Below are 20,560 nucleotides of genomic sequence, written 5' to 3'. Positions count from 1 at the left end.
CGGTCCTCCTCGACCTGCCCGCCCTGAAACGGTTCATAATGTAGCCCGAAGCAAGGAGGTGCTCCATGACTCGTCCGGCCGCTCCCCGCCGAGCATCCATCGCCGACGTCGCCCGCGCCGCCGGCGTCTCCGTCGGCACGGTGTCCAACGTGCTCAACCGGCCCGACCGGGTGCTGCCCGGCACCCGGGAGCGGGTCGAGGCGGCGATCGCCGAGCTGAGCTTCGTGCGCAACGGGTCGGCCCGGCAGCTGCGGGCGGGCACCATCACGACCATCGGCGCCATCGTGCTGGACATCGCCAACCCGTTCTTCACCGACGTGGCGCGCGGCATCGAGGAGCGCCTGGACCGCGACGACTTCACGCTCATGGTCGCCTCGTCGGACGACGACCCCGGGCGCGAGCAGCGCTACCTGCGCCTGTTCGAGGAGCACGGCGTGCAGGGCATCATCGTCGTGCCCGCCACCGACGACATCGAACACCTCCAGGCCGTCCGCCGGCGCGGCACGGGCGTCGTCCTGCTGGACCGGCCGTCGCCCGACCCGGGCATCTCCTCGGTCGCCGTCGACGACGTGCGCGGCGGCGAGCTCGCCGCCCAGCACCTGCTGGAGCAGGGGCACACCCGCATCGCGTTCCTCAACGGACCGCACACGATCCGCCAGTGCGCCGACCGCCACGAGGGCGTGGTCAAGGCGCTGGCCGCCGTGGGGCTCGACCCGGAGCAGGCCCTCACCGAGATCACGGTGACCAGCCTCAACGCGGAGGGCGGCGAGGCGGCGATCCGCGGCCTGCTGGAGTCGGGCGACCAGCCCACCGCCGTCTTCTGCGTCAACGACCTCGTCGCGCTGGGCGTGCTGCGCACGCTCCGCACGGAGAACATCGCGGTGCCCACCGACATGGCGGTGGTCGGGTACGACGACGTCGCCTTCGCCGCCGAGCTGTCCACGCCGCTGACCTCGGTGCGCCAGCCGACCCACGAGCTCGGCGTCCGCGCGGCCGACCTGCTCCTCACGGCTCCGGACACGGCGGAGCACGTGATGTTCCAGCCCACCCTGGTGGTCCGCACGTCGAGCGCCCGCCCCTGAGTTTCGGTCGGTTGTCTCGAGATCGGTCGCTTGAAGGACCGATCTCGAGGCAACCGACCGAACTCACTGTGTGGCCGGCCGCAGGTCAGCTGCGCGGGATCGGGACCTCGGCCCAGTTCGTGTCCGTCGCCAGGTAGAAGCTCGGGTACGAGGGCTGGTTGTAGGTGGTCTGCTGCCGTGCCACCTCCACGCGGTACTGCCGGTCCTGCATGAGCGTGTAGAGCGCGATGTCGCTCGGCTCGGTGGTGGTGTACAGCCGCAGCGCGCCGGAGTCGGCGGTGCGCACCAGCACCTCCTCGCGCCAGTCGCCGAGCACGTCGGCCACGAGCGACGGGTTGCCCTTGGTGCCGTTGTTGGTCAGCGTGCCGTCGAGGGTCCGCACCACGCCGCGCGACCAGTCCCGGATCACCGGCGTCGCCGGTTCGGCGCCGTCGACGATCTGCGTGCTGCCGTCCCCGGCCCAGCGCACCGACTGGTTGGTGCCCATGGTCGACGTCGACACCTGCTCGCCCGTGGCGCTCAGCGTGCCCGAGCCCAGCGTGCCGTCCGGCATCGACGCCCACACCTCGATGCCGGGCACGTCGGGGAGCACGTCGCCGATCATCGACCGGCCCGTGTCCCGCCCGGAGTACTGCCCGAACAGCACGGCGCCGTCCTCGGCCGACCGCATCGCCGAACCGTACGGTGCCCAGGTCGCGCCCTCGTGCGCGGTCCAGATCTCCAGACCCGGGCGCGCCGGGTCGATGTCCGTCACGTGCATGGCGTCGCCGTGGCCGAGACCCGCGAGCGCTCCCGGGTTCGCAGAACCCTCGGGCAGCGTGTCGAACGACGAGTACAGGAGCGACCCGTCGTGGTCCAGGGTCGCGGACCCGTAGACGATCTCCTGGCGCCCGTCGCCGTCGACGTCGGCCGCCGAGAGCGAGTGGAAGCCCTGGGTGGTCAGGCTTCCCCACTCGGGCGAGGTGCCGGGCACGCCGTGCGGGGAGTCGGAGAAGGGATTGCGCATGGGCGTCCAGCCGGAGTCGGCGAGCCAGCGCCGGCTCAGGTGCCGCCCGTCCCAGTCGTAGGCCGCCACCGTCGAGCGCGTGTAGTAGCCGCGCGCGAAGATCGCGCTCGGCCGGTCCTTCGACAGGTACGCGACGCCGGACAGGAAGCGGTCCACGCGGTTGCCCGGCTCGATGCGGCTCATGGCGTAGTCGCCCCAGAGCAGGCCGTCGTCGGTGCGCCCGGGCTCGTAGTCGACGGTCTCCAGCGGGCGGCCGCTGCGCCCGTCGAACACGGTGAGGTACTCGGGCCCGGTGAGCACGAAGCCCTCGAACGCGCGGAGCTGGTTTCGCGTGGAACGGGACGGGGCGTAGACGTCGACGAAGTGGTCGACGGCGGCGCGCGCGTCGGCGTCGGACAGCGGGTACGTCCATCGCGGGCCGATGCCCCACGCCTCCTCGAGCGTGGCGGGCCAGTCCCCCGCCACCACCTCCGGGCGGGTCGACCAGCCGCGGAACACGTCCACGAGGTGCTCGTAGTAGTCGCCCGCGGACATCCGGTAGTCGTCGGTGTGCCGCACCCCGGCCGCGCGGTCGTCCTTGGCGATCGGCACGTAGTGCTGCCCGGCGGGCCGCCCGGCGCGGTACGTGGTCACGCGCGTGCCGGGGGCGGTCTTCATCATGAGCTCGGCGCGGCCGTCGCCGTCGTAGTCGTAGACGGGGAACTGCGTGTAGTGCGCGCCCGCGCGGATGTTGACGCCCAGGTCGACGCGCCACAGCTGCGTGCCGTCGAGCTCGTACGCGTCGAGGTAGACGTTGCCGGTGTAGCCCACCTGGGAGACGTCCTTGGAGTTGGACGGGTCCCACTTCACGACGAGCTCGTACTCGTCGTCCCCGTCGAGGTCCGCCACGGAGGCGTCGTTGGCGCGGTAGGTGTAGGTCTCGCCCGCGGGCGTCACGCCGTCGGCGGGCTTGTCGAGGGGGATGTCCAGGTGGCCGTCGGCCCACACCTCGGCCGACGCCGCCCTGCCCTTGTTCGGGCCGCTCAGCGGCACCACGCGGTACCGCGAGCCGGGGCTGCCCGCCGGGTCGGAGAAGTTGGTCGCACCGGTCACCTTCGCGATGCGCCGCCCGTCGCGGTACACCGCGAAGCCCGGGCCCGTCAGGCCGTCGCCGGTGTGGCCGGTCACCTCGGGGGCGAGCAGCCGCCAGCTGAGGAACACGCCCTCGCTGGTCGCGGCGGCCACCAGGCCCCGGCCGAGCGGCTCGGTCCCCTGGGCGGCGGACGACGGGCGGCCCGGGGTGAGGTGCGTCTGACGGGCGGGCTCGGCGGACTGCGCGGACGTCGCGACGCCCACCCCGCTCAGCCCCAGGCAGAGCACTGCCGCCAGGGCGGCGCCCGCACGGGTCGATCTCGGGATCATGGCTGAATTCCTCTCTGAATTCTCGATCTCACGGACCTCTCGCGCCCACCCAGTCATCGTGCCCACGATCAGGTGCTGAGATGGGCACGATCGCTGGGTGGGCGAGCTGTTGCGGCGGCGCGTCAGGGCAGCGAGGGGCGCCCGGTCCGCCGCGTCTCGACGGCGGTCGCCGCCAGGCTGAGGAGGCCGCCCGTCACCAGCACGAGCGGCAGCAACATCCACACGAGCACCGCGCACATGCCCAGGGCAGCGAGCAGGAGCGCCGAGCCGACCAGGTCGTCGCCGGCGCGGGCCGCGCCACGGGCCAGCAGCGCGCGGGCGCTGCGAGGGACGTCCCGTTCCCCCACCGGACCGGGGACAGTCTGGGCAGGGCGGGCGGTCGCCCCTTCCCCGTCCGACCACGCCGCCGCCGCGCGGACCAGCACGACGGCGGCGCAGGCCGCGGCGGCCCACGTCACCCAGCGCACCACCGGCGCGCCGGGCAGCACGCCCGACGCCGTCAGCCCGGTGTTGACCAGCACCACCGCACCGGCCGCGAGCGCCAGGACGCCGAGGAGCCAGGTCTCGCGCACCGCCGTCCGCCAGTCGCGGGCGAAGGAGTGAGCCGACGTGTCGTACCCCGCGACGTACCGGCGCAGGTGCGCGACGCCGGCGGCGAGCGCGGCCGGGACCGTCACCACGAACAGGCTGCCGGCGAGCACGAGCAGGCCGGTCAGGAGCGTCTCGCCCAGCAGCGCGAACCGGCCCTCGCCGGGCACGCGCTCGCCGGGCCGCTCGCCAGCACGTCCGCCCGCCCGCTCGTCCGCACCGCCGGCCGGGCCGGCGTCCGGGACGCCGACCACACCGCCGACCGCCCGCTCGTCCGTACCGCCGGCCGGGCCGGCGTCCGGTCGGCGGGCGTCTCCCCGCTCCGCACCCACCGCGGTCACCCCTTGAGGCCCTGGGTCGCGACACCGTCCACCAGGTAGCGCTGGAACACCACGAAGAACAGCAGCACCGGCACCAGCGCGAGCACGGCCATGGCCATCTGGGCGCCGTAGTCGGACACCGACGTCTGGTCCACGTAGAGGCGCAGCGCGATGGGCAGCGGGTAGGTGTCGGGGCGCTTGAGGTAGAGCAGCGGCCCGAGGAAGTCGTTCCACGACCAGATGAAGGCGAAGATCGAGCTGGTGATCACCGCGGGGCGCATGAGCGGCAGCAGCACGCGCCGGAAGATGCCCCAGTGCCCGCACCCGTCGATGCGCGCGGCCTCGTCGAGCTCACGGGGCAGCCCGCGCAGGAACTGCACCATGAGGAACACGAAGAACGCCTCGGTGGCCAGGAACTTCGGGGCCAGCAGGGGCAGGAACGTGTTCACCATGCCCATGGAGTTGAACAGGATGTACTGCGGGATGATCACCACGTGGAACGGCAGCAGCATCGTGCCGATCATGATCGCGAAGAACACCCCGCGGCCCGGGAAGCTGATCCGCGCGAAGGCGTAGGCCGAGACGCTCGCGGAGAGCACCACGCCCACCACGGAGCCGACCGCGAGGATCAGCGAGTTGAGCACGAAGGTCCAGAACGAGACCCCACCGATGCCGCTGAGCGCGGACACGTAGTTGTCGAGCGTCCACGTCTCGGGCCAGAGGTTCACGTTGCCGACGATCTCGCCGCTCGGCTTGAACGAGCTCATCACCATCCACGCGCCGGGGTACAGGATCACCACGGCGACGACGACGGCCAGCACGTGGAACCCGACCGACCGGGTGCGCCGGCGCTGCCGAGCCTGGCGGGCGGGGGTGGAGGTCACGGTCGCTGTCGTCATCGCACGTCTCCCGTGTAGTGGACCCACGCGCGCGAGGTGCGGAACAAGACGGCGGTGATGACGCCGACCACGATCACGAGCACCCAGGCCATGGCCGAGGCGTACCCCATCCGGAACTCCGTGAAGCCCTTGATGTAGAGGTAGAAGGTGTAGAAGAGCGTCGAGTCGGCCGGGCCGCCCGTGCCCCCGGAGATGATGAACGCCGAGCTGAACACCTGGAACGCGCCGATGGTCTCGAGCAGCAGGTTGAAGAACAGCACGGGCGACAGCATCGGGATCGTCACGGAGACGAACCGTCGGACCGGGCCCGCGCCGTCGACGGCGGCCGCCTCGTGCAGCTCTGCCGGGATCTGCTTGAGGCCGGCCAGGAAGATGACCATCGGGGCGCCGAACTGCCAGACCGCGAGCAGGATCATCATCGGCATGGTCATGCCGGGGTCGCCCACCCAGCCGCCGGCGGGGAAGCCGAGGAGCTGCTGGATCCGGTCGGCGACGCCGTCGTCGATGAACATGGCGCGCCACACGATCGCCACCGAGACGCTGGCCCCGATGAGCGAGGGTGCGTAGAACATCGAGCGGTAGGCGCCCTGGCCCCGGTGGCGCGCGTTGAGCAGCACGGCGACGGCGAGCGCCGCCGCAAGCTTCACGGGTACGCCCACGACCACGTAGATCGCGGTGACCTGCGCGGACTTGAGGAACCGCGCGTCCGCGAACAGGGCGGCGAAGTTGTCGAGGCCCACGAACGTGGGCGCCCGGAACAGGTTGTAGTCCGTGAACGCCAGGTACAGCGACATCAGCATCGGGCCCGCGGTGAGCAGCCCGAAGCCGAGCAGCCACGGGGACAGGAACGCGTAGCCGGCCTTCGTGTCGGCCCGGTTGCGCCGTGGTCCGGCGCCGCCCCGGGCGGGGGACGACGACGTCGCCGTCCCCCGCACGCCGGCCGGACCGGAGCGCTCTGCGGTCGCCGCGGACACGGTCACGCCCCGCCGAGGTTGGCCTCGGCGCTCTGGAACCACTGGTCGGCGAACTCCTCCGGCGTGATGTTGCCGTAGGAGAGCTCCTCGCCCAGGCGCTTGAACTCGACCTCGACCACGCCGTAACCCTCGGCGGGGAGCGGGGTGTCGGCGGTGACGCGCTCGGCGACGGCGTCCTCGTAGCCGACGATCTTGCCGTCCACGGAACCCTCCTCGATCTCCATCGCGTCGCGCTGGCCGACCACGGCCGGGACGCCCTTCGAGGTGCCGAAGATCGCGCCCACCTCGGGGTCGTTGACGAGGAAGTCGATGAGCGCGGCGGCGGCGTCGGGCTCCTGCGTGCTCGCCGACGACGACAGCAGCATCGACGGCTTCCAGAACTGCTGCGAGCCGTCCGCGCCGGTCGGCACGGGCAGCAGGTCGACGTTCTCGGTGCCGGCGCTGGCCGAGTACCCGGCCATCATGTTGTCCCAGGTGAGCTCGGTCGCAGCCTCGTTGACCTGGAGGCCCGTGAGCGGCTCCACCTGCTTGGCGCGCTGCACGGGGTAGAACACGCCGTCGTCGCGCAGCGGCTGGGTGCGCTCGACCCAGGCCACCAGGTCGTCCTTGGTGAAGGCGGGCGTGCCGTCGTCGTCGAACGCCGTCTTGCCCTGCTGCAGCAGCCACTGGATGAACAGCCACAGGGTGCCCGTGTAGTCGGTGCCGCCGTAGACCTGCGGGTCGTGGTCGGCGCCGGCCTCGCTGACCTCGCGGATCCAGGCGTCGTACTCGTCCCAGGTGAGGCCCTCCGCGGGCGGGTCGATGCCCAGCTCGTCCAGGAGGTCGTCGTGACGGATCATGCCGAGTGTGTTGGTGCTGGTCGGGATACCGAACTGGCCGCCGTTGACCGCGCCGGACGCGAGCAGCGCCTCGTCGTACCCCGCGGTGTCCAGGTTGACGCCCACCTGGTTCGACAGGTCCAGGAGCTGGTTGTTCGACGCGTACTGGTGGATGTAGGCGAGGTCCATCTGGAAGACGTCGGGCAGCGTCTGGCCCGCGGCCTCGGTGCTGCGCGCGGTCCAGTAGTCGTCCCACGCCTGGAACTGGGTCTGGACGTCGATGTTCGGGTACTTCTCCTCGAACAGCGCGACGGCCTCCTCGTAGCGGGACGCGCGGTCGTCGTCACCCCACCAGACCAGGGACAGCTCGATGTCGCGGTCGGTGGCGACGGGCGCGGCGTCGGCCGAGGCGGTGGTTCCGCCACCGCACGCCGAGAGGGCGAGGGCTGATGCCGCCGCGAGGGCGGTGACCTGGACGGCGGCCGTCCTGGTCCTGGGAGTGGTGCGTGTGCGGACCACGTGAGCCTCCTTGCTCGTGCTGGCGCGCCGGCTACTCCGTCGGCGGCTGACTGAATCGATACAATACCGGTCCGGGAAGCGTTGTCCAGGCCTGAGCGCCACGAATTTCCGCTGTCACCGCTGTCGTCGCGGCCACCGCGTCGTCGAGCGTAGGAATCGTCGGCGTACGAGCCCTCCTGACGCCGACGATTCCTACGCTCGACCCCTGACAGGAGCTACCGGAGCGGCCAGACGGGGCCCGTGCCACGCATCGAGGTGTGGAAGGGGTCGCCCGCGGTGATCTCGCCCGCGCGGACCACGGCGCCCGTGAACGCCGAGCGGTAGATCGCCGCGACCAGCTCCAGCGTGCCGCGCGTGTCGGCGACGGTGACCGGCGGCGCCTCGCCCGCGGCGAACGCCCGGTAGGTGGGCACCAGCTGGGCCAGGTGCCCCGAGGGCAGCGCGTCGGGGTCCGGCTGCCACCGGGCCGCGACGTCGTCCCGGCCCGGTGCCGGCGTGAACGTCCAGTCGGCGTCGGTGTAGCCGTACAGGTGCGACAGCTCGATCGTGGCCGCCTCGGTGTCGAACCGCAGGTCGGAGGTCTCCCGCGGGGACAGCAGCGAGTTCGTGACCGTGGCCATCGCCCCGCTCTCGAAGCGGACGATCGCCATCGAGACGTCCTCGGTGTCCACGTCGCGCGCGAGGCGTCCGGCCATCGCCGTCACCTCGGCCCACGGCCCGAGCGCCGCCAGCAGCAGGTCGAACTGGTGGATGCCGTGGCCCATCGTGGGCCCACCACCCTCGGTGTCCCAGCGGCCGCGCCACGGCACCTCGAAGTACTCCGGGGCGCGGTACCAGAGCGTGTCGCAGGTGGCCACGAGGGCCCGCCCGAGCGCGCCCTCGTCGAGCAGCCGGCGCAGCTGCCGGATCCCGTGCCCGAACCGGTGCTGCACCACCTGCGTGAACGACGCCGTCGACGCCGCCTCCGCCGCCGCGATCCGGTCGACCTCCGCGAGGGAGAGCGCCGCGGGCTTCTCGACCACCACGTGCACGCCCGCCTCCAGCGCCGCCACCGCGGCCGCCACGTGCGCGCCGGGCGGGGTGCAGACGTGCAGCACGTCCGTGTCGGCCAGCACGCCGTCGAGCGAGGTCCCGTGCGCGGCGACGCCGTGCTGCCGGGCGAAGTCCTCGGCCCGCGCCGAGTCCAGGTCGACCACGTGGGCCAGGACGGCGTCCACACCGTGCTCCGGCAGCTGCGCGACGGCTCCCGCGTGGGCCCCGGCGATGGCTCCCGCCCCCAGGATCGTGGTTCTCATGGTGTGTGCGTCCTCCTCGGACAGTGACGATTGAAGCGATTCAAACAGTGGGGAGCGTGGCAGAGGCAGCCGGACACGGTCAACCGCTTGCCGGCGTCCCGTCGTGCGGGGCGGCCGAGCTCGGTCGCCTGCGCCCGCTGCTCGGGTGAGTTCGGTCGCATGCGCCGGGCACTTCGGTGAGTTCGGTCGCGTGTAGCGGGCACCTCGGTGAGTTCGGTCGCGTGCGCCAGGCGCTCCCATCGACTTCGGTCGGTTGCTCCCAGCCACTCCCCCGACTTCGGTCGCTTGCTCCTGCCACTCCACCAAGTTCGGTCGCCTGCACGAGCCACGCGACCGAGACCGGTCACATGCACCAGTCACTCCACCGAGATCGGTCGGTTGCCCTGAGATCGGTCCTCCGAAGGACCGATCTCAGGGCAACCGACCGAACTCAGTCCGCCCGTCGACCGACCGACCGAACTCAGTCCGCCCATCGACCAACCGACCGAACCCGCCAGTCGACCGACCGACCGAACTCAACCCCACCCCGACGACCGACGACCGACGACCGACCCAGCACCTCAGCCCAGCACCGACTCGATCTCCCCGGCCACCAGGTCCACGAAGCTCTCCGGAGTCCCCTCGGGCAGCAGCCCCGGCAGGCCGAGCAGGGCTCGGAGGTCCTCCTCGGCGCCGGCCAGCCCGGCGACGTCGCCCAGCCCGTCGGAGCCGCCCGGCACCTCCGCGTCGCTCACCAGCGCGGCCAGCTCTCCGGCCCGCGGGTCGTCGACACCCTCCCCGGTGAGCAGCCGGCGTCGCACGAACTCCGCCCACGCGGCCAGGCCGAACGCCACCCCCTGCGGCTCCCGGCCCGCGGCCAGCGCGTCGGCGACCACGCCGCCCCAGCGGAACGGGATCTTCTGCGTGCCGTCCATCGCCACCTGGGTGGTGGTGTGCCCGGTGTGCGGGTTGGCGAAGCGGGCGAGGATCTGCTCGCCGTACCGGTGCAGGTCCAGCCCGTCGGGTGCGGTGAGCGTGGGCAGCGCGTCCTCGAAGAGGTACTGCCGTGCCCGCTCGGCGATCTCCGGGTCGGTCACCGCCTCCGCGATGGTCGCGTACCCCGCGACCCAGCCGGCGTACGCGACGAGCGAGTGCGTGCCGTTGAGCAGCCGCAGCTTGGCCTGCTCGAAGGGCGCCACGTCCTTGGTCAGCGTGGCGCCCGCGGCTTCCCAGGCGGGGCGCGGCCCGGCGAACCGGTCCTCGATCACCCACTGCGCGAACGGTTCGCCCACCACGAGGCCCTCGTCCCGCACGCCGAGCAGGCGACCCACCTCGTCACGCTGCTCCGGCGTGGTGGCGGGCACGATGCGGTCCACCATCGAGCACGGGAACGTGACCCGCTCGTCGAGGAACCCGCGCAGCGCGTCCCCCTCCGCGCCGGGCAGCGCGGCGTCGACGGCCTCGCGCACCAGGCGCTCCAGCACGCGGCCGTTGTCGACCATGTTGTCGCAGGTCAGCACTGTGATGGGCGCGCCGGACGGCGCACGCGCGGCGAGCCCGCGCACCAGCAGGCCGATGGCCGACGCCGCCGGCACGGCGTCGCCCGCGCGCAGCGCCGCCAGGTCCGGGCCGACGACGGACGTGTCGAGCGACCCGTCCGGCCGCCGCGCGTACCCCTTCTCCGTGATGGTCAGGGTCACCACGTGGGTCGACGGCGCCGCGAGGGCCTCCAGCACCCGCCCGGTCTCCTGCGCGGGGTAGGCGACGTCGACCACCGACCCGACCAGCTCGAGCGAGGACTCCTGCTCCCCCGCCGTGAGCACCGCGTACACGCCGCCCTGGGGCCGGAGCTGGTCCCGCACGGTCGCCGACCGCTGGGTCACGCCGAGGATGCCCCACGACGTGTCGCCCGTGGCCAGCGCGGCGCGTTCGGTGTAGACGGCCTGGTGGGCCCGGTGGAACGCGCCGATGCCGAGGTGGACGATGCCCACCGCCGTCGGCGTCACGGGCGCGTCGACGCCGTCGGGGACGTGGTCCCTGTGCAGGCGGTCCTGCGGGTGGTCCTCAGTCGTCATCGCGTGCCTCCTTCACCTGTGCCACGAGCTGCGTCGGGTTCACGAACCGCAGCGCCACCACGAGCATGACGAGCATGGTCGCGGTGTAGATCACCGACATGGCCGAGATGAGCTGTCGTGCCTCGCCGCCGCCGGCCGCCGTCATGCCACGGTAGATCGCCACGACGAGCGTGTCCGATCCAGGACCCGACACGAGGAAGGTCAGCTCGAACAGCCCGACCGTCCGGACCAGCACCAGGATGCCCGCCGCGAGGATGCCCGGCACGAGCAGGGGCGCGAGGATGCGCGTGAACACCTGCCGGGTGCGAGCGCCGCACATGCGGGCGGCGGACTCGATGGCGGGGTTGATCTGCTCGATGAACGGCGTCATCGTCAGGATCACGAACGGCACGGACGGCACGAGGTTGACCAGCACGACGGCGGTCAGCGTGCGGCCGAGCCCGAACGAGTACATGACCGTGGCGAGCGGGATGCCGTACGTGATGGGCGGCATGAGCACGGGCAGCAGGAACAGCAGCATCACCACGCGCTTGCCCGGGAAGTCACGCCGGGCCAGCACGTACGCGGCGGGCACGCCCACCAGCACCGAGATGACGACGACGAGCACCGCCACCCCGACCGTGACGCCCACGACCTCGCCGAGCGAGAACCGGTCCCAGGCCTCGGTGTAGCGCTCGACGGTCAGGCCGTCGGGGAACCACGTGTCGAACCACTGGCGGCCGAACGAGTCGACCACCACCGCGACGAGGATCCCGAGGAGGAAGACCCCGAAGGCCGCCATCCCCGCCCAGACGAACCAGGTGGACGGCCGCGCGGCGACCGGCCGCTCCAGCGTTGTCGCCGCCATCAGCCCTTCCCTCCTGTGGTCCCGCGGTACAGCAGCGACCGCAGACCGAGCACGGCCACCACGACGAGCAGCTCGACGGCGCCCATCATGAGCGCGATGGTCGAGGCCATCGCGTAGTCGTTCTGCTCGCCGAACGCCCGGAACGCCATGAGCGACATGACGCGGGTGGAGCCCATGGCGTCACCCACCAGCCGCGCCGACGGGAACACGGAGAACGCGAGCACGAACGTGAGGATGAACGTCGTGGCCAGCCCCGGGGCGAGCAGCGGCAGGATGATGCGCCGGAACCGCTGCCACCAGCCGGCGCCGAGCGTCTTCGCGGCCCGCTCCAGCGACGGGTCGATGCCCGACAGGTAGGACGAGATGAGCAGGAAGGCGAACGGGAAGCCTGTGATCACCAGGGAGAACATGACGCCCAGGTAGTTGTTGACGAGCTGCAGCGGCTCGTCGATCAGGCCGAGCTCCAGCAGCGCCCGGTTGAGCCAGCCCTGCCGCCCCGCGAAGATCAGCAGGCCCTGGGCCGTGAGCACGGTGCCCAGCGTGATCGGCAGCACCAGCAGCGACGTCAGCAGCCGCTTCCCCCGGAACCGGTGCCGCAGCACCATGGCCACCGGCACGGAGGCCAGCACGTTGAACAGCGCGGCGGGCAGGGCGAGCCGCATGGTCAGGCCGATGGAGTCGAACACGAACGGGTCGCGGAAGAAGGCGACGTAGTTCGCGAGGATGCCGCCGCCCCACTGCTCCTGCATCGCGGCGGTGGGCTGCACGGTGAGCCCGATCCCGTAGGAGAACGGGTAGACGAAGAGCGCCACCGCGACCACGAGGCCGGGCACCAGCAGGAGGAGCGTGGGGTCGATGCCACGCTCGGCCAGCCGGTGCCGCAGGCTCGCGGTGGCGCGCCCGTCCGTCACGCCGCCACTTCCAGGGGCACGACGGCGTCGAGCGACTCCGGGAACACCAGCACCCGCTCGACCGGCGCCGTGAGGCGGACGGCGCCACCGACCTCCGGGGGCGTCGCCGAGCGGGCGTGCAGCATCACGTCGCCGGTCTGCACGCTCACGGCGTGCTCGCGGCCGTGGTACTCGACCACGGCGACGGTGCCGGGGATCGCGGCACCGGTCGCCGCGCCGTCGGCCGGCACGACCGAGAAGTCGTCCGGGCGCACGGCCACCCGCACCTGGTCACCCGCGCCCAGCGCACCGACCGCGCGGCCGGTGAGCCGCACGCCACCGTCCGCCGTCCCGGGCAGCTCGACCACGGCCTCCGCACCCGACCCGCCGCCCGAGACCGACACGACGGTCGCGGGCAGGATGTTGCGGTACCCCATGAAGTCGGCGACGTACCAGCTCGCCGGGCTCTCGTAGAGCTCGTCGGGCGTGCCGACCTGCTGCACCCGGCCCTCCCGCATGACCACCAGACGGTCGGCCAGGGAGAGCGCCTCCTCCTGGTCGTGCGTCACGTAGATGGTGGTCAGGCCGAGGGACTGGTGCAGCCGCCGGATCTCGGTGCGCATGTCGAGCCGCAGCTTGGCGTCGAGGTTCGACAGCGGCTCGTCCATGAGCACGAGCGACGGCTCGAGCACCACGGCCCGCGCGATGGCGACGCGCTGCTGCTGCCCGCCCGACAGCTGGCCGGGCAGCTTCTTGGCGTGCTGCTCGAGCTTGACCAGCGCGATCGCCTGCCGCACCCGCCGGTCGATCTCCGCGCGCGCCACGCCCTGCATCTGCAGGCCGAACGCCACGTTCTTCTCGACCGACAGGTGCGGGAACAGCGCGTACGACTGGAACACCATGCCGAACCCGCGCCGTTCCGGCGGCAGGGTGTCGATGCGGCGGCCGTCGATCAGGATCTCGCCGTGCGTGAGCGGGAGCAGGCCCGCCAGGCAGTTCAGCGCCGTCGACTTGCCGCAGCCCGACGGCCCGAGCAGGGCGACGAACTCGCCCGCCTTGATCGTCAGGTCCAGCCCGGCCAGCGCGTCCACGCCGCCGAAGCGCCGTCCGACGCCGCGCAGCTCGAGGGACTCGAAGTCGCTCACTACTCCTCCTCCACCTTGCCGCCGCCGATCTCGCGGTCCCAGATGTCGAACGCCTGCACCATGGAGTCCGCGTCGAGCGGCACGACGGCCTCCTGCGACTCGATGAGCTCGTCGAACAGCGGACGGCCGTACTCCTCGATGACCTGCTGCGACTCCTCGGGCGCGAGGTCGATCGTCGCGCCCTCGACCGCCGGGCCCGGGTAGAAGTAGCCCGAGTCGTACGCCTTGGCGTTCTGCTCGGGGGTGAGCATGTCCTGCAGCAGGAGCAGGATGGCGCTGATCTTGTCCGCGCTCTGGCCCTTGGGGATCGCCGCGTAGTGCGCGTCGGTGACCCACGTGAAGTCGTCGAACGCCGCCGCCTCGAGCGTGTCCGGCAGCTGACCCTCGGCACGCGGAGCGATCTCCCAGCCGGTCGTCGTCGGGACCATCGCCCACGTGCCGTCGGCCATGTTGGTCACCACCTGGCCGGTGCCCGTGGGGTAGGTGTCCACGTACTGCCCGAGGTCCTTGAGGTACGCCCAGGTCTTGTCCCAGCCGTTCTCGGGGTCGGTCGGGTCCTCGTCGCCGAGCAGGTACGGCAGGCCCATGAGGAACGTGCGGCCAGGGCCGGAGTTCGCGGGGCGTGCGTAGCCGAACTTCCCGGGGTTGGCCTCGGCCCACTCCAGCAGCTCGTCGGGGGTGGCGGGCGGCGTGCCGACCACCTCGGGGTCGTACTGCAGCAGCGGCCCGGACGGGTAGTACGTCGTCACGACGCCGTAGCCCTGGGCGAGGTCCTGCATGTTCGCGGCGGGCTCCAGGTAGTTCTCCTGGTTGGTCAGCCGGTCGCCGTAGTCGTCCACGACCGGCAGCCACAGGTCCTGGCTGATGCCGGCCGAGAGGCCGTCGTTGCCGGTGAACACCACGTCGATGGACAGGTTCCCGCTGTCCACCTGCGGCTTGACGATGCCCGTGACGTCGGGCGCGCCGCCGGTCTCCCAGGTCACCGACTCGATGACGTCGGGGTTGTTCTCGACGAACTCGTCGACCATGCCCTCCGTCAGCCGCTGGTTGCCCGCGACGTCGAGGATGTTCAGGGTGACGGGCTCCGACGGGGTCTCGGGCACGTCGGCCGGGTCGGTGACGGCCGCGCCACCACCCCCGCCCTGCGGTGCGGGCGGGGTGCACGCGGTGAGCAGGGTCAGCGCCGCGACGCCGACGAGCGCCGCGACCTTCTTCGAGGTGCGCATGGTGCCTTCCTCTCTCTCGGGCTTCGTCGCCCAGGGTTCGTCGCCGGGAGGGGCGTCAGCCGGCCTTCCCGGCAGGTGCGGGTCCGGAGGACCCGCGGATCGTGAGCTCCACGGGGAGCTGGGTGCTCGCCGGCGCGTCACCGCGCAGGCGGGCGAGCAGGAGGTCGACGGCGCGGCGGCCGAGCCGGGCCAGCGGCGCGCGCACCGTCGTGAGGGCGGGCGAGACGAGGGTGGCGAGCGAGACGTCGTCGAACCCCACCACCGTCATCTGCGCCGGCACGTCGACGCCGCGGTGCCGCAGCCGGTCCAGGATGCCGAGCGCCATCAGGTCGTTGAACGCGACGACGGCAGTGGCACCGCTCGCCACCGCGTGGTCGGCGGCCTGGACACCGCCCGCGAAGTACGGCTGGAACGTGCCGAGCTCGACGAGCTCCAGGTCCCAGCGCCCCGCGGCGGCGATCAGCCCGGCGACGCGGCGTCGGCCGGACCAGGACGACGCCGGGCCGGCCGCGATCGCGATGGTGCGGTGCCCGAGGGCGTGCAGGTGGCCCAGCACCTGGGCGGTGCCGTCGGCGTCGTCCACGCAGACGGACGGGACCTGCGGCACGTCGGAGCCCGGCTCGGCGGGCAGCTCCCGGTTGGCGAGCACGGCGGTCACACCCGACAGGGCAGCGCGCAGCTCGGCCTCCCCGGAGCGCGGCGAACCGACGACCAGCCCGTCGGTCCGGGACGCCAGCGCCGCGATGAGCTCGGCCTCGACGTCGGCGTCCTCGTCCGTGTCGGCGACGAAGACCTCGTAACCCTCCGCGCGGGCCCGCGCCTGGACGGCCTTGGTCACCGACGCGAAGTAGGGATTCTCCAGGTCGGGCACCAGCAGGCCGACGGCGTGCGTACGCCCGATCCGCAGGCCGCTCGCCGCCTGGTTGGGCCGGTAGCCCAGCTCGGCGGCCGCGCGGGTGACCCGCTCGCGCGTCTCGGCCGCCACCCGTTCGGGGGACGAGAGGGCGCGCGACACGGTGGAGATCGAGACTCCGGCGGCGCGGGCGACGTCATGCACCGTGACCATGGCACCTCCTCGTGACCTGTGTGCGATGCGAGTGCGACTCTGCAAACGTTTGCACCCTATCGTAGATTAGACTGCAAACGTTCGCATCCATCTTGTCCCTCTTTCAGCCACTCTGTCCGGCCGCATCCCGCACCGGTACGGCAAAGACGCCAGGAGCACACGCATGACCGACTGGACCCTGCACCCCGACCGCGCGCTGCCCGCCGACCCCGTCACGCGACCGATAGCCCGCGAGATCTACGCGTCGGTGCGGGACCTGCCGATCGTGTCGATGCACGGTCACGTCGACGTGACGGCGCTCGCCGACGACGAGCCGTTCCCCGACCCCGCCCAGCTCCTGGTGGTGCCCGACCACTACCTGACCCGGATGCTCGTGTCGCAGGGCGCCCGCCTGCCCGAGCTGGGCGTGGGACCCGCCGGCACCCCGGGCCTGGAGACCGACCCGCGCGAGATCTTCCGCCGGTTCTGCGCGGGCTGGAAGCACTTCCGCGGCACGCCGACGCGGTACTGGATGGAGCACGAGCTCGTCGAGATCTTCGGCGTCACGGTGCGCCCGTCCGCCGAGACGGCCGACGAGATCTACGACCAGGTGGCGGCCGCCATCGCCGACCCGGCGTTCCGCCCACGCGCCCTGCTGGACCGGTTCCGCATCGAGACCATCGCCACCACCGACCCGGCGTGGAGCACGCTGGACGACCACGCCCGGCTCGCCGCCGACCTGCCCGGCCGCGTGCTGCCGACGTTCCGCCCGGACCCGCTGCTGCACCCCGCCCGCACCACGTGGCGGGGCGACCTGGAGCGGCTCGCGGCGGCGTCGGGCGTCGCCACCGACACCTACCACGGCTACCTCACGGCGCTCCGCGAGCGCCGCGCCGCGTTCGTCGCGGCGGGCGGTCTGGCCACGGACCACGGCCACTTCTCCGCGGACACGACGCCGCTGCCCGACGACGCGGCGCAGGCCCTGTTCGACAAGGCGCTGGCCACCGGGCCGGACGAGCCGGGGATCAGTGCCGCGGAGGAGGCCGCGTTCTCGGCGCACATGCTGTTCCAGATGGCGGCGATGTCGGCCGAGGACGGCCTCGTCATGCAGCTGCACCCCGGCGTGCTGCGCGACCACGACGCGGCGGTCGCGGGCACGTTCGGGGCGGACAAGGGCTACGACATCCCGGTGGTCGCCGAGTTCACGCGGGGGCTGCGGCCCGTGCTGGAGGCGTTCGGCCACTCGGAGACGTTCCGGCTGATCGCGTTCACCATCGACGAGGACGTGTACTCGCGCGAGCTGGCGCCGCTGGCCGGGGTGTACCCGGCGCTCCGGCTCGGTGCGCCGTGGTGGTTCCTCGACGCCCCCGACGCCATGCGCCGGTTCCGGGAGGCGGCGACGGAGACGGCCGGCTTCTCGAACATGTCGGGGTTCGTCGACGACACGCGTGCGTTCTGCTCGATCCCCGCGCGGCACGACCTGGCCCGCCGGGTCGACGCCGGGTACCTGGCCCGGCTGGTCGCGGAGCACCGGCTGGAGCTGGACGAGGCGGTCGAGACAGCGGCGGACCTGGCGTACGAGCTCCCGAAGCAGAGCTACGCCCGCCGCTGACCGCCGCCGGCCCACCCGGGCCGACCCCGCGCCGACCCCGGCCCACCCCGCGCCGACCCTCTTCGAGACCGAGGTTTCTTCGCTTTGAGGCCGCTCAAAGCAAAGAAACCTCGGTCTCGAAGAGGAGGTTGCGCGCGCGGGTAGACCCGGCGGCGTCGCTGGGGCAGAGTGCCGAGTAGGCCCGCATTTCCGCACATCAGACGCACAACGGACGGGATGACTGACCCATGACCGCTGACGCCCCCGGCTTCGTCCCGACGCCGCACCCGGCATGGCTGCCCGACGACGCGTTCGCCGCGCTCGGCCGCCGCCGCGTGGTCGTCGCGGGCGACGGCGCCCTCGCGGGAACCGTGGCGGAGGAGGTCGCCGCGGCCACCGCGCGGTTCGGCGGCTCGTTCTCCCGCCTCGAGGTGGGCGACGGCGTGGCCGACGCCGACCTGGTGCTGACCCTGGCGACCGACACCGACGCCGGCTCCGCCTCCGGCACCGACCCGGACGCCGGTGAGGGCTTCCGCCTCACGCGCGAGGGCGGCGCCGTCGTCGTGCAGGCGGACGGCGACGCCGGGCTGCTGCACGGACTGTTCCACGTGGTGCGCCTGGGCGAGGCCGCGTTCGACGGGCCCGACGCCGACGAGACCCACGCCCCCGCGACCGGCCTGCGGATGCTCGACCACTGGGACAACGTGGACACCCACCCGGTCATGGGGCAGGTCGAACGGGGCTACTCCGGGGGCTCGCTGTTCTACGAGGACGGCGTGGTGCGGGCCGACCTCTCGCGCGTCGAGCGGTACGCCCGGCTGCTCGCGGCCGTGGGCATCAACCGCGTGGCGATCAACAACGTCAACGTGCACCGGCGCGAGGCGCGTCTGCTGACCGACGACCTGGGCGACGTGGTCCGGATCGCCGCCGTGTTCCGGCGGTGGGGCATCCGGGTGCACCTGTCGGTGTCGTTCGCGTCCCCGATCCTGCTCGGCGGCCTGTCCACGTCGGACCCGCTCGACACCGACGTCGCGCACTGGTGGGTGCGCGCCGCCGCGCGGGTGTGGTCCGCGATCCCCGACTTCGGCGGGTTCGTGGTCAAGGCGGACTCCGAGGGCCAGCCCGGCCCGTTCGCCTACGGCCGCACGCACGCCGACGGCGCGAACATGCTGGCCGCCGCCGTCGAGCCGTACGACGGGCTGATCCACTGGCGTGCGTTCGTCTACGACCACCGGCAGGACTGGCGCGACCGGTCGACCGACCGCGCCCGCGCGGCGTACGACCACTTCCACCCCCTGGACGGCGCCTTCGCCGACAACGTGGTCGTGCAGGTCAAGTACGGCCCGATGGACTTCCAGGTGCGGGAGCCCGTCTCCCCCGTGCTGGCCGCGATGCCGCGCACCCGGATCGCCCTGGAGCTCCAGGTCACGCAGGAGTACACCGGCCAGCAGCGGCACGCCGTGTACCTCGGGCCGCAGTGGAGCCAGATCCTCGGTTTCAGCTTCTGGTCGGCGGACGGCGGCGCCTCGCCCACCGTCGCCGACCTCGCCACGGGCCGGGCCAAGGCCGTCGAGGACCCGGGCACCGGCGCGTGGCACAAGCCGGCCGGCGGGTTCGCGGCGGTCTCCAACGCGGGCGACGACGAGTTCTGGACCGGCCACCCGTTCGCCCAGGCGAACCTGTACGCCTACGGCCGGCTGTGCTGGGACCCGACGCTCGACCCCGCCGACCTGCTCGACGAGTGGGCCGGCCTGACGTTCCCGGGTGCGCCGGACGCCGTCCGGCAGGCGCTGCACACCGTGCTGGACGGCTCGTGGGAGACGTACGAGCGGTACACGTCGCCACTGGGCGTGGGCTTCATGGTGCGCCCCGGTCACCACTACGGCCCGGACGTCGACGGGTACGAGTACACCCCCTGGGGCACCTACCACTTCGCGGACCGCGACGGCATCGGCGTCGACCGGTCGGTGCGCACCGGCACCGGGTACGCCGGGCAGTACCCCTCCCCCTGGCGGGAGACGTACGAGTCGACGCGGACCTGTCCCGACGAGCTGCTCCTGTTCTTCCACCACGTGCCCTACACGCACGTGCTGCACAGCGGCAGCACCGTGATCCAGCACATCTACGACACCCACTTCGCGGGCGTGGACGCCGTGGAGCGGATGATCGAGGCGTGGTCGGCCGTGTCGCCCCTGGTGGACCCGCGCCTCGCCGAGCGCGTGGCCGAGCGGTTCGCGGAGCAGCTCCGCAGCGCCACCGAGTGGCGGGACCAGATCAACACCTACTTCCTGCGGAAGTCGGGCATCCCCGACGAGCGGGGACGCACGATCTACTGAGCCGGCCGGGGCACGTGGCGGGTGTGCGTGAACGTGCCCTTGCCGAAGGCCAGCACCTTGACCGGGTCGACGGCGAAGACCAGCGCGACACCGCCGGCGTCGTTCCGGAACGCGCCGTCGCCCACCTCGTACTCCCACTGCCCCGCCCACTTGGTACGCCACGCCGCGGCCAGCCGCTCCAGCGTGCCCGGGTCGGTGACGCGCAGTGCCGGCCCCTCGACCATGACGTCGAGCCCCTCGTCCCAGGTGCTCGTGCCCGTGGTCACCACGACGTTCGGGTTCACCGCGAGGTTGACGGCCTTCTGCTCCTCGGGCCCGGTGGTGAAGTGCAGGGCGCCGTCGAACCAGACGGCCACGAGCGGCGTGACGTGCGGGCGCCCGTCGGCACGCACCGTGGCCAGCCAGCTGAGCTGGGCGTTCTCCAGCACCTCCTCGGCCGCCTGCCAGGTGGTCGGTGCGGCCCCTGGCTCGCTGAAGCGCGCATCGAGCGTGGTCACGGGGTCGTTCATGCGGTCTCCTCGTCG

Annotated in this window: 16 protein-coding genes; 3 read left to right on the top strand and 13 right to left on the bottom strand. The window is 72.5% G+C overall.

Annotated features, from left to right (window positions below; translation table 11 throughout):
* The first annotated feature begins 65 nt into the window (after nucleotides 1-65).
* Nucleotides 66-1,082, top strand: a complete 1,017-nt coding sequence (locus APR03_RS04615) for a LacI family DNA-binding transcriptional regulator (RefSeq protein ID WP_253833206.1) — start codon at nucleotides 66-68, stop codon at nucleotides 1,080-1,082.
* Nucleotides 1,083-1,167: 85 nt separating this feature from the next.
* On the opposite strand, the gene APR03_RS04610 is transcribed toward APR03_RS04615, so the two are convergent.
* The 12 genes from APR03_RS04610 to APR03_RS04555 all read right to left on the bottom strand — a co-directional run bounded on the left by APR03_RS04610 (nucleotide 1,168) and on the right by APR03_RS04555 (nucleotide 16,130).
* Nucleotides 1,168-3,489, bottom strand: coding sequence for a rhamnogalacturonan lyase (locus tag APR03_RS04610; protein WP_253833204.1), 2,322 nt, complete (start codon nucleotides 3,487-3,489; stop codon nucleotides 1,168-1,170).
* 122 nt (nucleotides 3,490-3,611) lie between these two features.
* Entirely contained in the window at nucleotides 3,612-4,418 is an 807-nt protein-coding gene (locus tag APR03_RS04605) for a hypothetical protein (protein ID WP_253833202.1), read from the bottom strand.
* Complete coding sequence (locus tag APR03_RS04600) at nucleotides 4,415-5,296, bottom strand: carbohydrate ABC transporter permease (protein WP_253833200.1); 882 nt, start codon at nucleotides 5,294-5,296, stop codon at nucleotides 4,415-4,417. The genes APR03_RS04605 and APR03_RS04600 overlap by 4 nt, the downstream gene beginning before the upstream one ends.
* Nucleotides 5,293-6,231 (bottom strand): carbohydrate ABC transporter permease, encoded by a 939-nt coding sequence (locus APR03_RS04595; protein ID WP_253833464.1) that lies wholly within the window; start codon nucleotides 6,229-6,231, stop codon nucleotides 5,293-5,295. The genes APR03_RS04600 and APR03_RS04595 overlap by 4 nt, the downstream gene beginning before the upstream one ends.
* Nucleotides 6,232-6,272: 41 nt before the next feature.
* Nucleotides 6,273-7,607, bottom strand: a complete 1,335-nt coding sequence (locus APR03_RS04590) for an ABC transporter substrate-binding protein (protein WP_253833198.1) — start codon at nucleotides 7,605-7,607, stop codon at nucleotides 6,273-6,275.
* A 215-nt stretch (nucleotides 7,608-7,822) separates the two neighbouring features.
* On the bottom strand, nucleotides 7,823-8,902 hold the full coding sequence (locus tag APR03_RS04585) for a Gfo/Idh/MocA family protein (protein ID WP_253833196.1): 1,080 nt from the start codon (nucleotides 8,900-8,902) through the stop codon (nucleotides 7,823-7,825).
* A gap of 560 nt (nucleotides 8,903-9,462) precedes the next feature.
* The gene (locus APR03_RS04580) at nucleotides 9,463-10,956 is read right to left on the bottom strand and encodes a mannitol dehydrogenase family protein (RefSeq protein WP_253833194.1); all 1,494 of its coding nucleotides are present in this window, start codon (nucleotides 10,954-10,956) and stop codon (nucleotides 9,463-9,465) included.
* Entirely contained in the window at nucleotides 10,946-11,803 is an 858-nt protein-coding gene (locus APR03_RS04575) for an ABC transporter permease (RefSeq protein WP_253833192.1), read from the bottom strand. The genes APR03_RS04580 and APR03_RS04575 overlap by 11 nt, the downstream gene beginning before the upstream one ends.
* A complete protein-coding gene (locus APR03_RS04570) occupies nucleotides 11,803-12,714 on the bottom strand; it encodes an ABC transporter permease (protein WP_253833190.1) in 912 nt (303 codons plus the stop codon). Before APR03_RS04570 ends, APR03_RS04575 begins: the two co-directional genes overlap by 1 nt.
* Entirely contained in the window at nucleotides 12,711-13,838 is a 1,128-nt protein-coding gene (locus APR03_RS04565; RefSeq protein WP_253833188.1) for an ABC transporter ATP-binding protein, read from the bottom strand. Before APR03_RS04565 ends, APR03_RS04570 begins: the two co-directional genes overlap by 4 nt.
* Nucleotides 13,838-15,064 (bottom strand): extracellular solute-binding protein, encoded by a 1,227-nt coding sequence (locus APR03_RS04560; RefSeq protein ID WP_253833187.1) that lies wholly within the window; start codon nucleotides 15,062-15,064, stop codon nucleotides 13,838-13,840. Before APR03_RS04560 ends, APR03_RS04565 begins: the two co-directional genes overlap by 1 nt.
* A gap of 55 nt (nucleotides 15,065-15,119) precedes the next feature.
* A complete protein-coding gene (locus APR03_RS04555; RefSeq protein ID WP_253833185.1) occupies nucleotides 15,120-16,130 on the bottom strand; it encodes a LacI family DNA-binding transcriptional regulator in 1,011 nt (336 codons plus the stop codon).
* 163 nt (nucleotides 16,131-16,293) lie between these two features.
* On the opposite strand from APR03_RS04555, the gene uxaC reads away from it, so the two are divergent.
* Both uxaC and APR03_RS04545 read left to right on the top strand, forming a co-directional pair.
* On the top strand, nucleotides 16,294-17,721 hold the full coding sequence (gene uxaC, locus APR03_RS04550; protein WP_253833184.1) for a glucuronate isomerase: 1,428 nt from the start codon (nucleotides 16,294-16,296) through the stop codon (nucleotides 17,719-17,721).
* Between the two features lie 227 nt (nucleotides 17,722-17,948).
* Nucleotides 17,949-20,036, top strand: coding sequence for an alpha-glucuronidase (locus APR03_RS04545; RefSeq protein WP_253833183.1), 2,088 nt, complete (start codon nucleotides 17,949-17,951; stop codon nucleotides 20,034-20,036).
* Here APR03_RS04545 and APR03_RS04540 read toward each other — a convergent pair.
* Nucleotides 20,030-20,545 carry a pyridoxamine 5'-phosphate oxidase family protein gene (locus APR03_RS04540; RefSeq protein WP_253833182.1) on the bottom strand — a complete coding sequence of 172 codons (516 nt, stop codon included), beginning with the start codon at nucleotides 20,543-20,545 and terminating at the stop codon, nucleotides 20,030-20,032. The genes APR03_RS04545 and APR03_RS04540 overlap by 7 nt on opposite strands.
* Nucleotides 20,546-20,560: the final 15 nt, after the last annotated feature.

The organism is Promicromonospora thailandica, assembly GCF_024171955.1.
In the GTDB taxonomy this organism is placed as follows: Bacteria; Actinomycetota; Actinomycetes; order Actinomycetales; family Cellulomonadaceae; genus Promicromonospora; species Promicromonospora thailandica.
The sequence above is the reverse complement of the archived record's forward strand: the minus strand, read 5'-3'. Positions and strand labels throughout refer to the sequence as shown.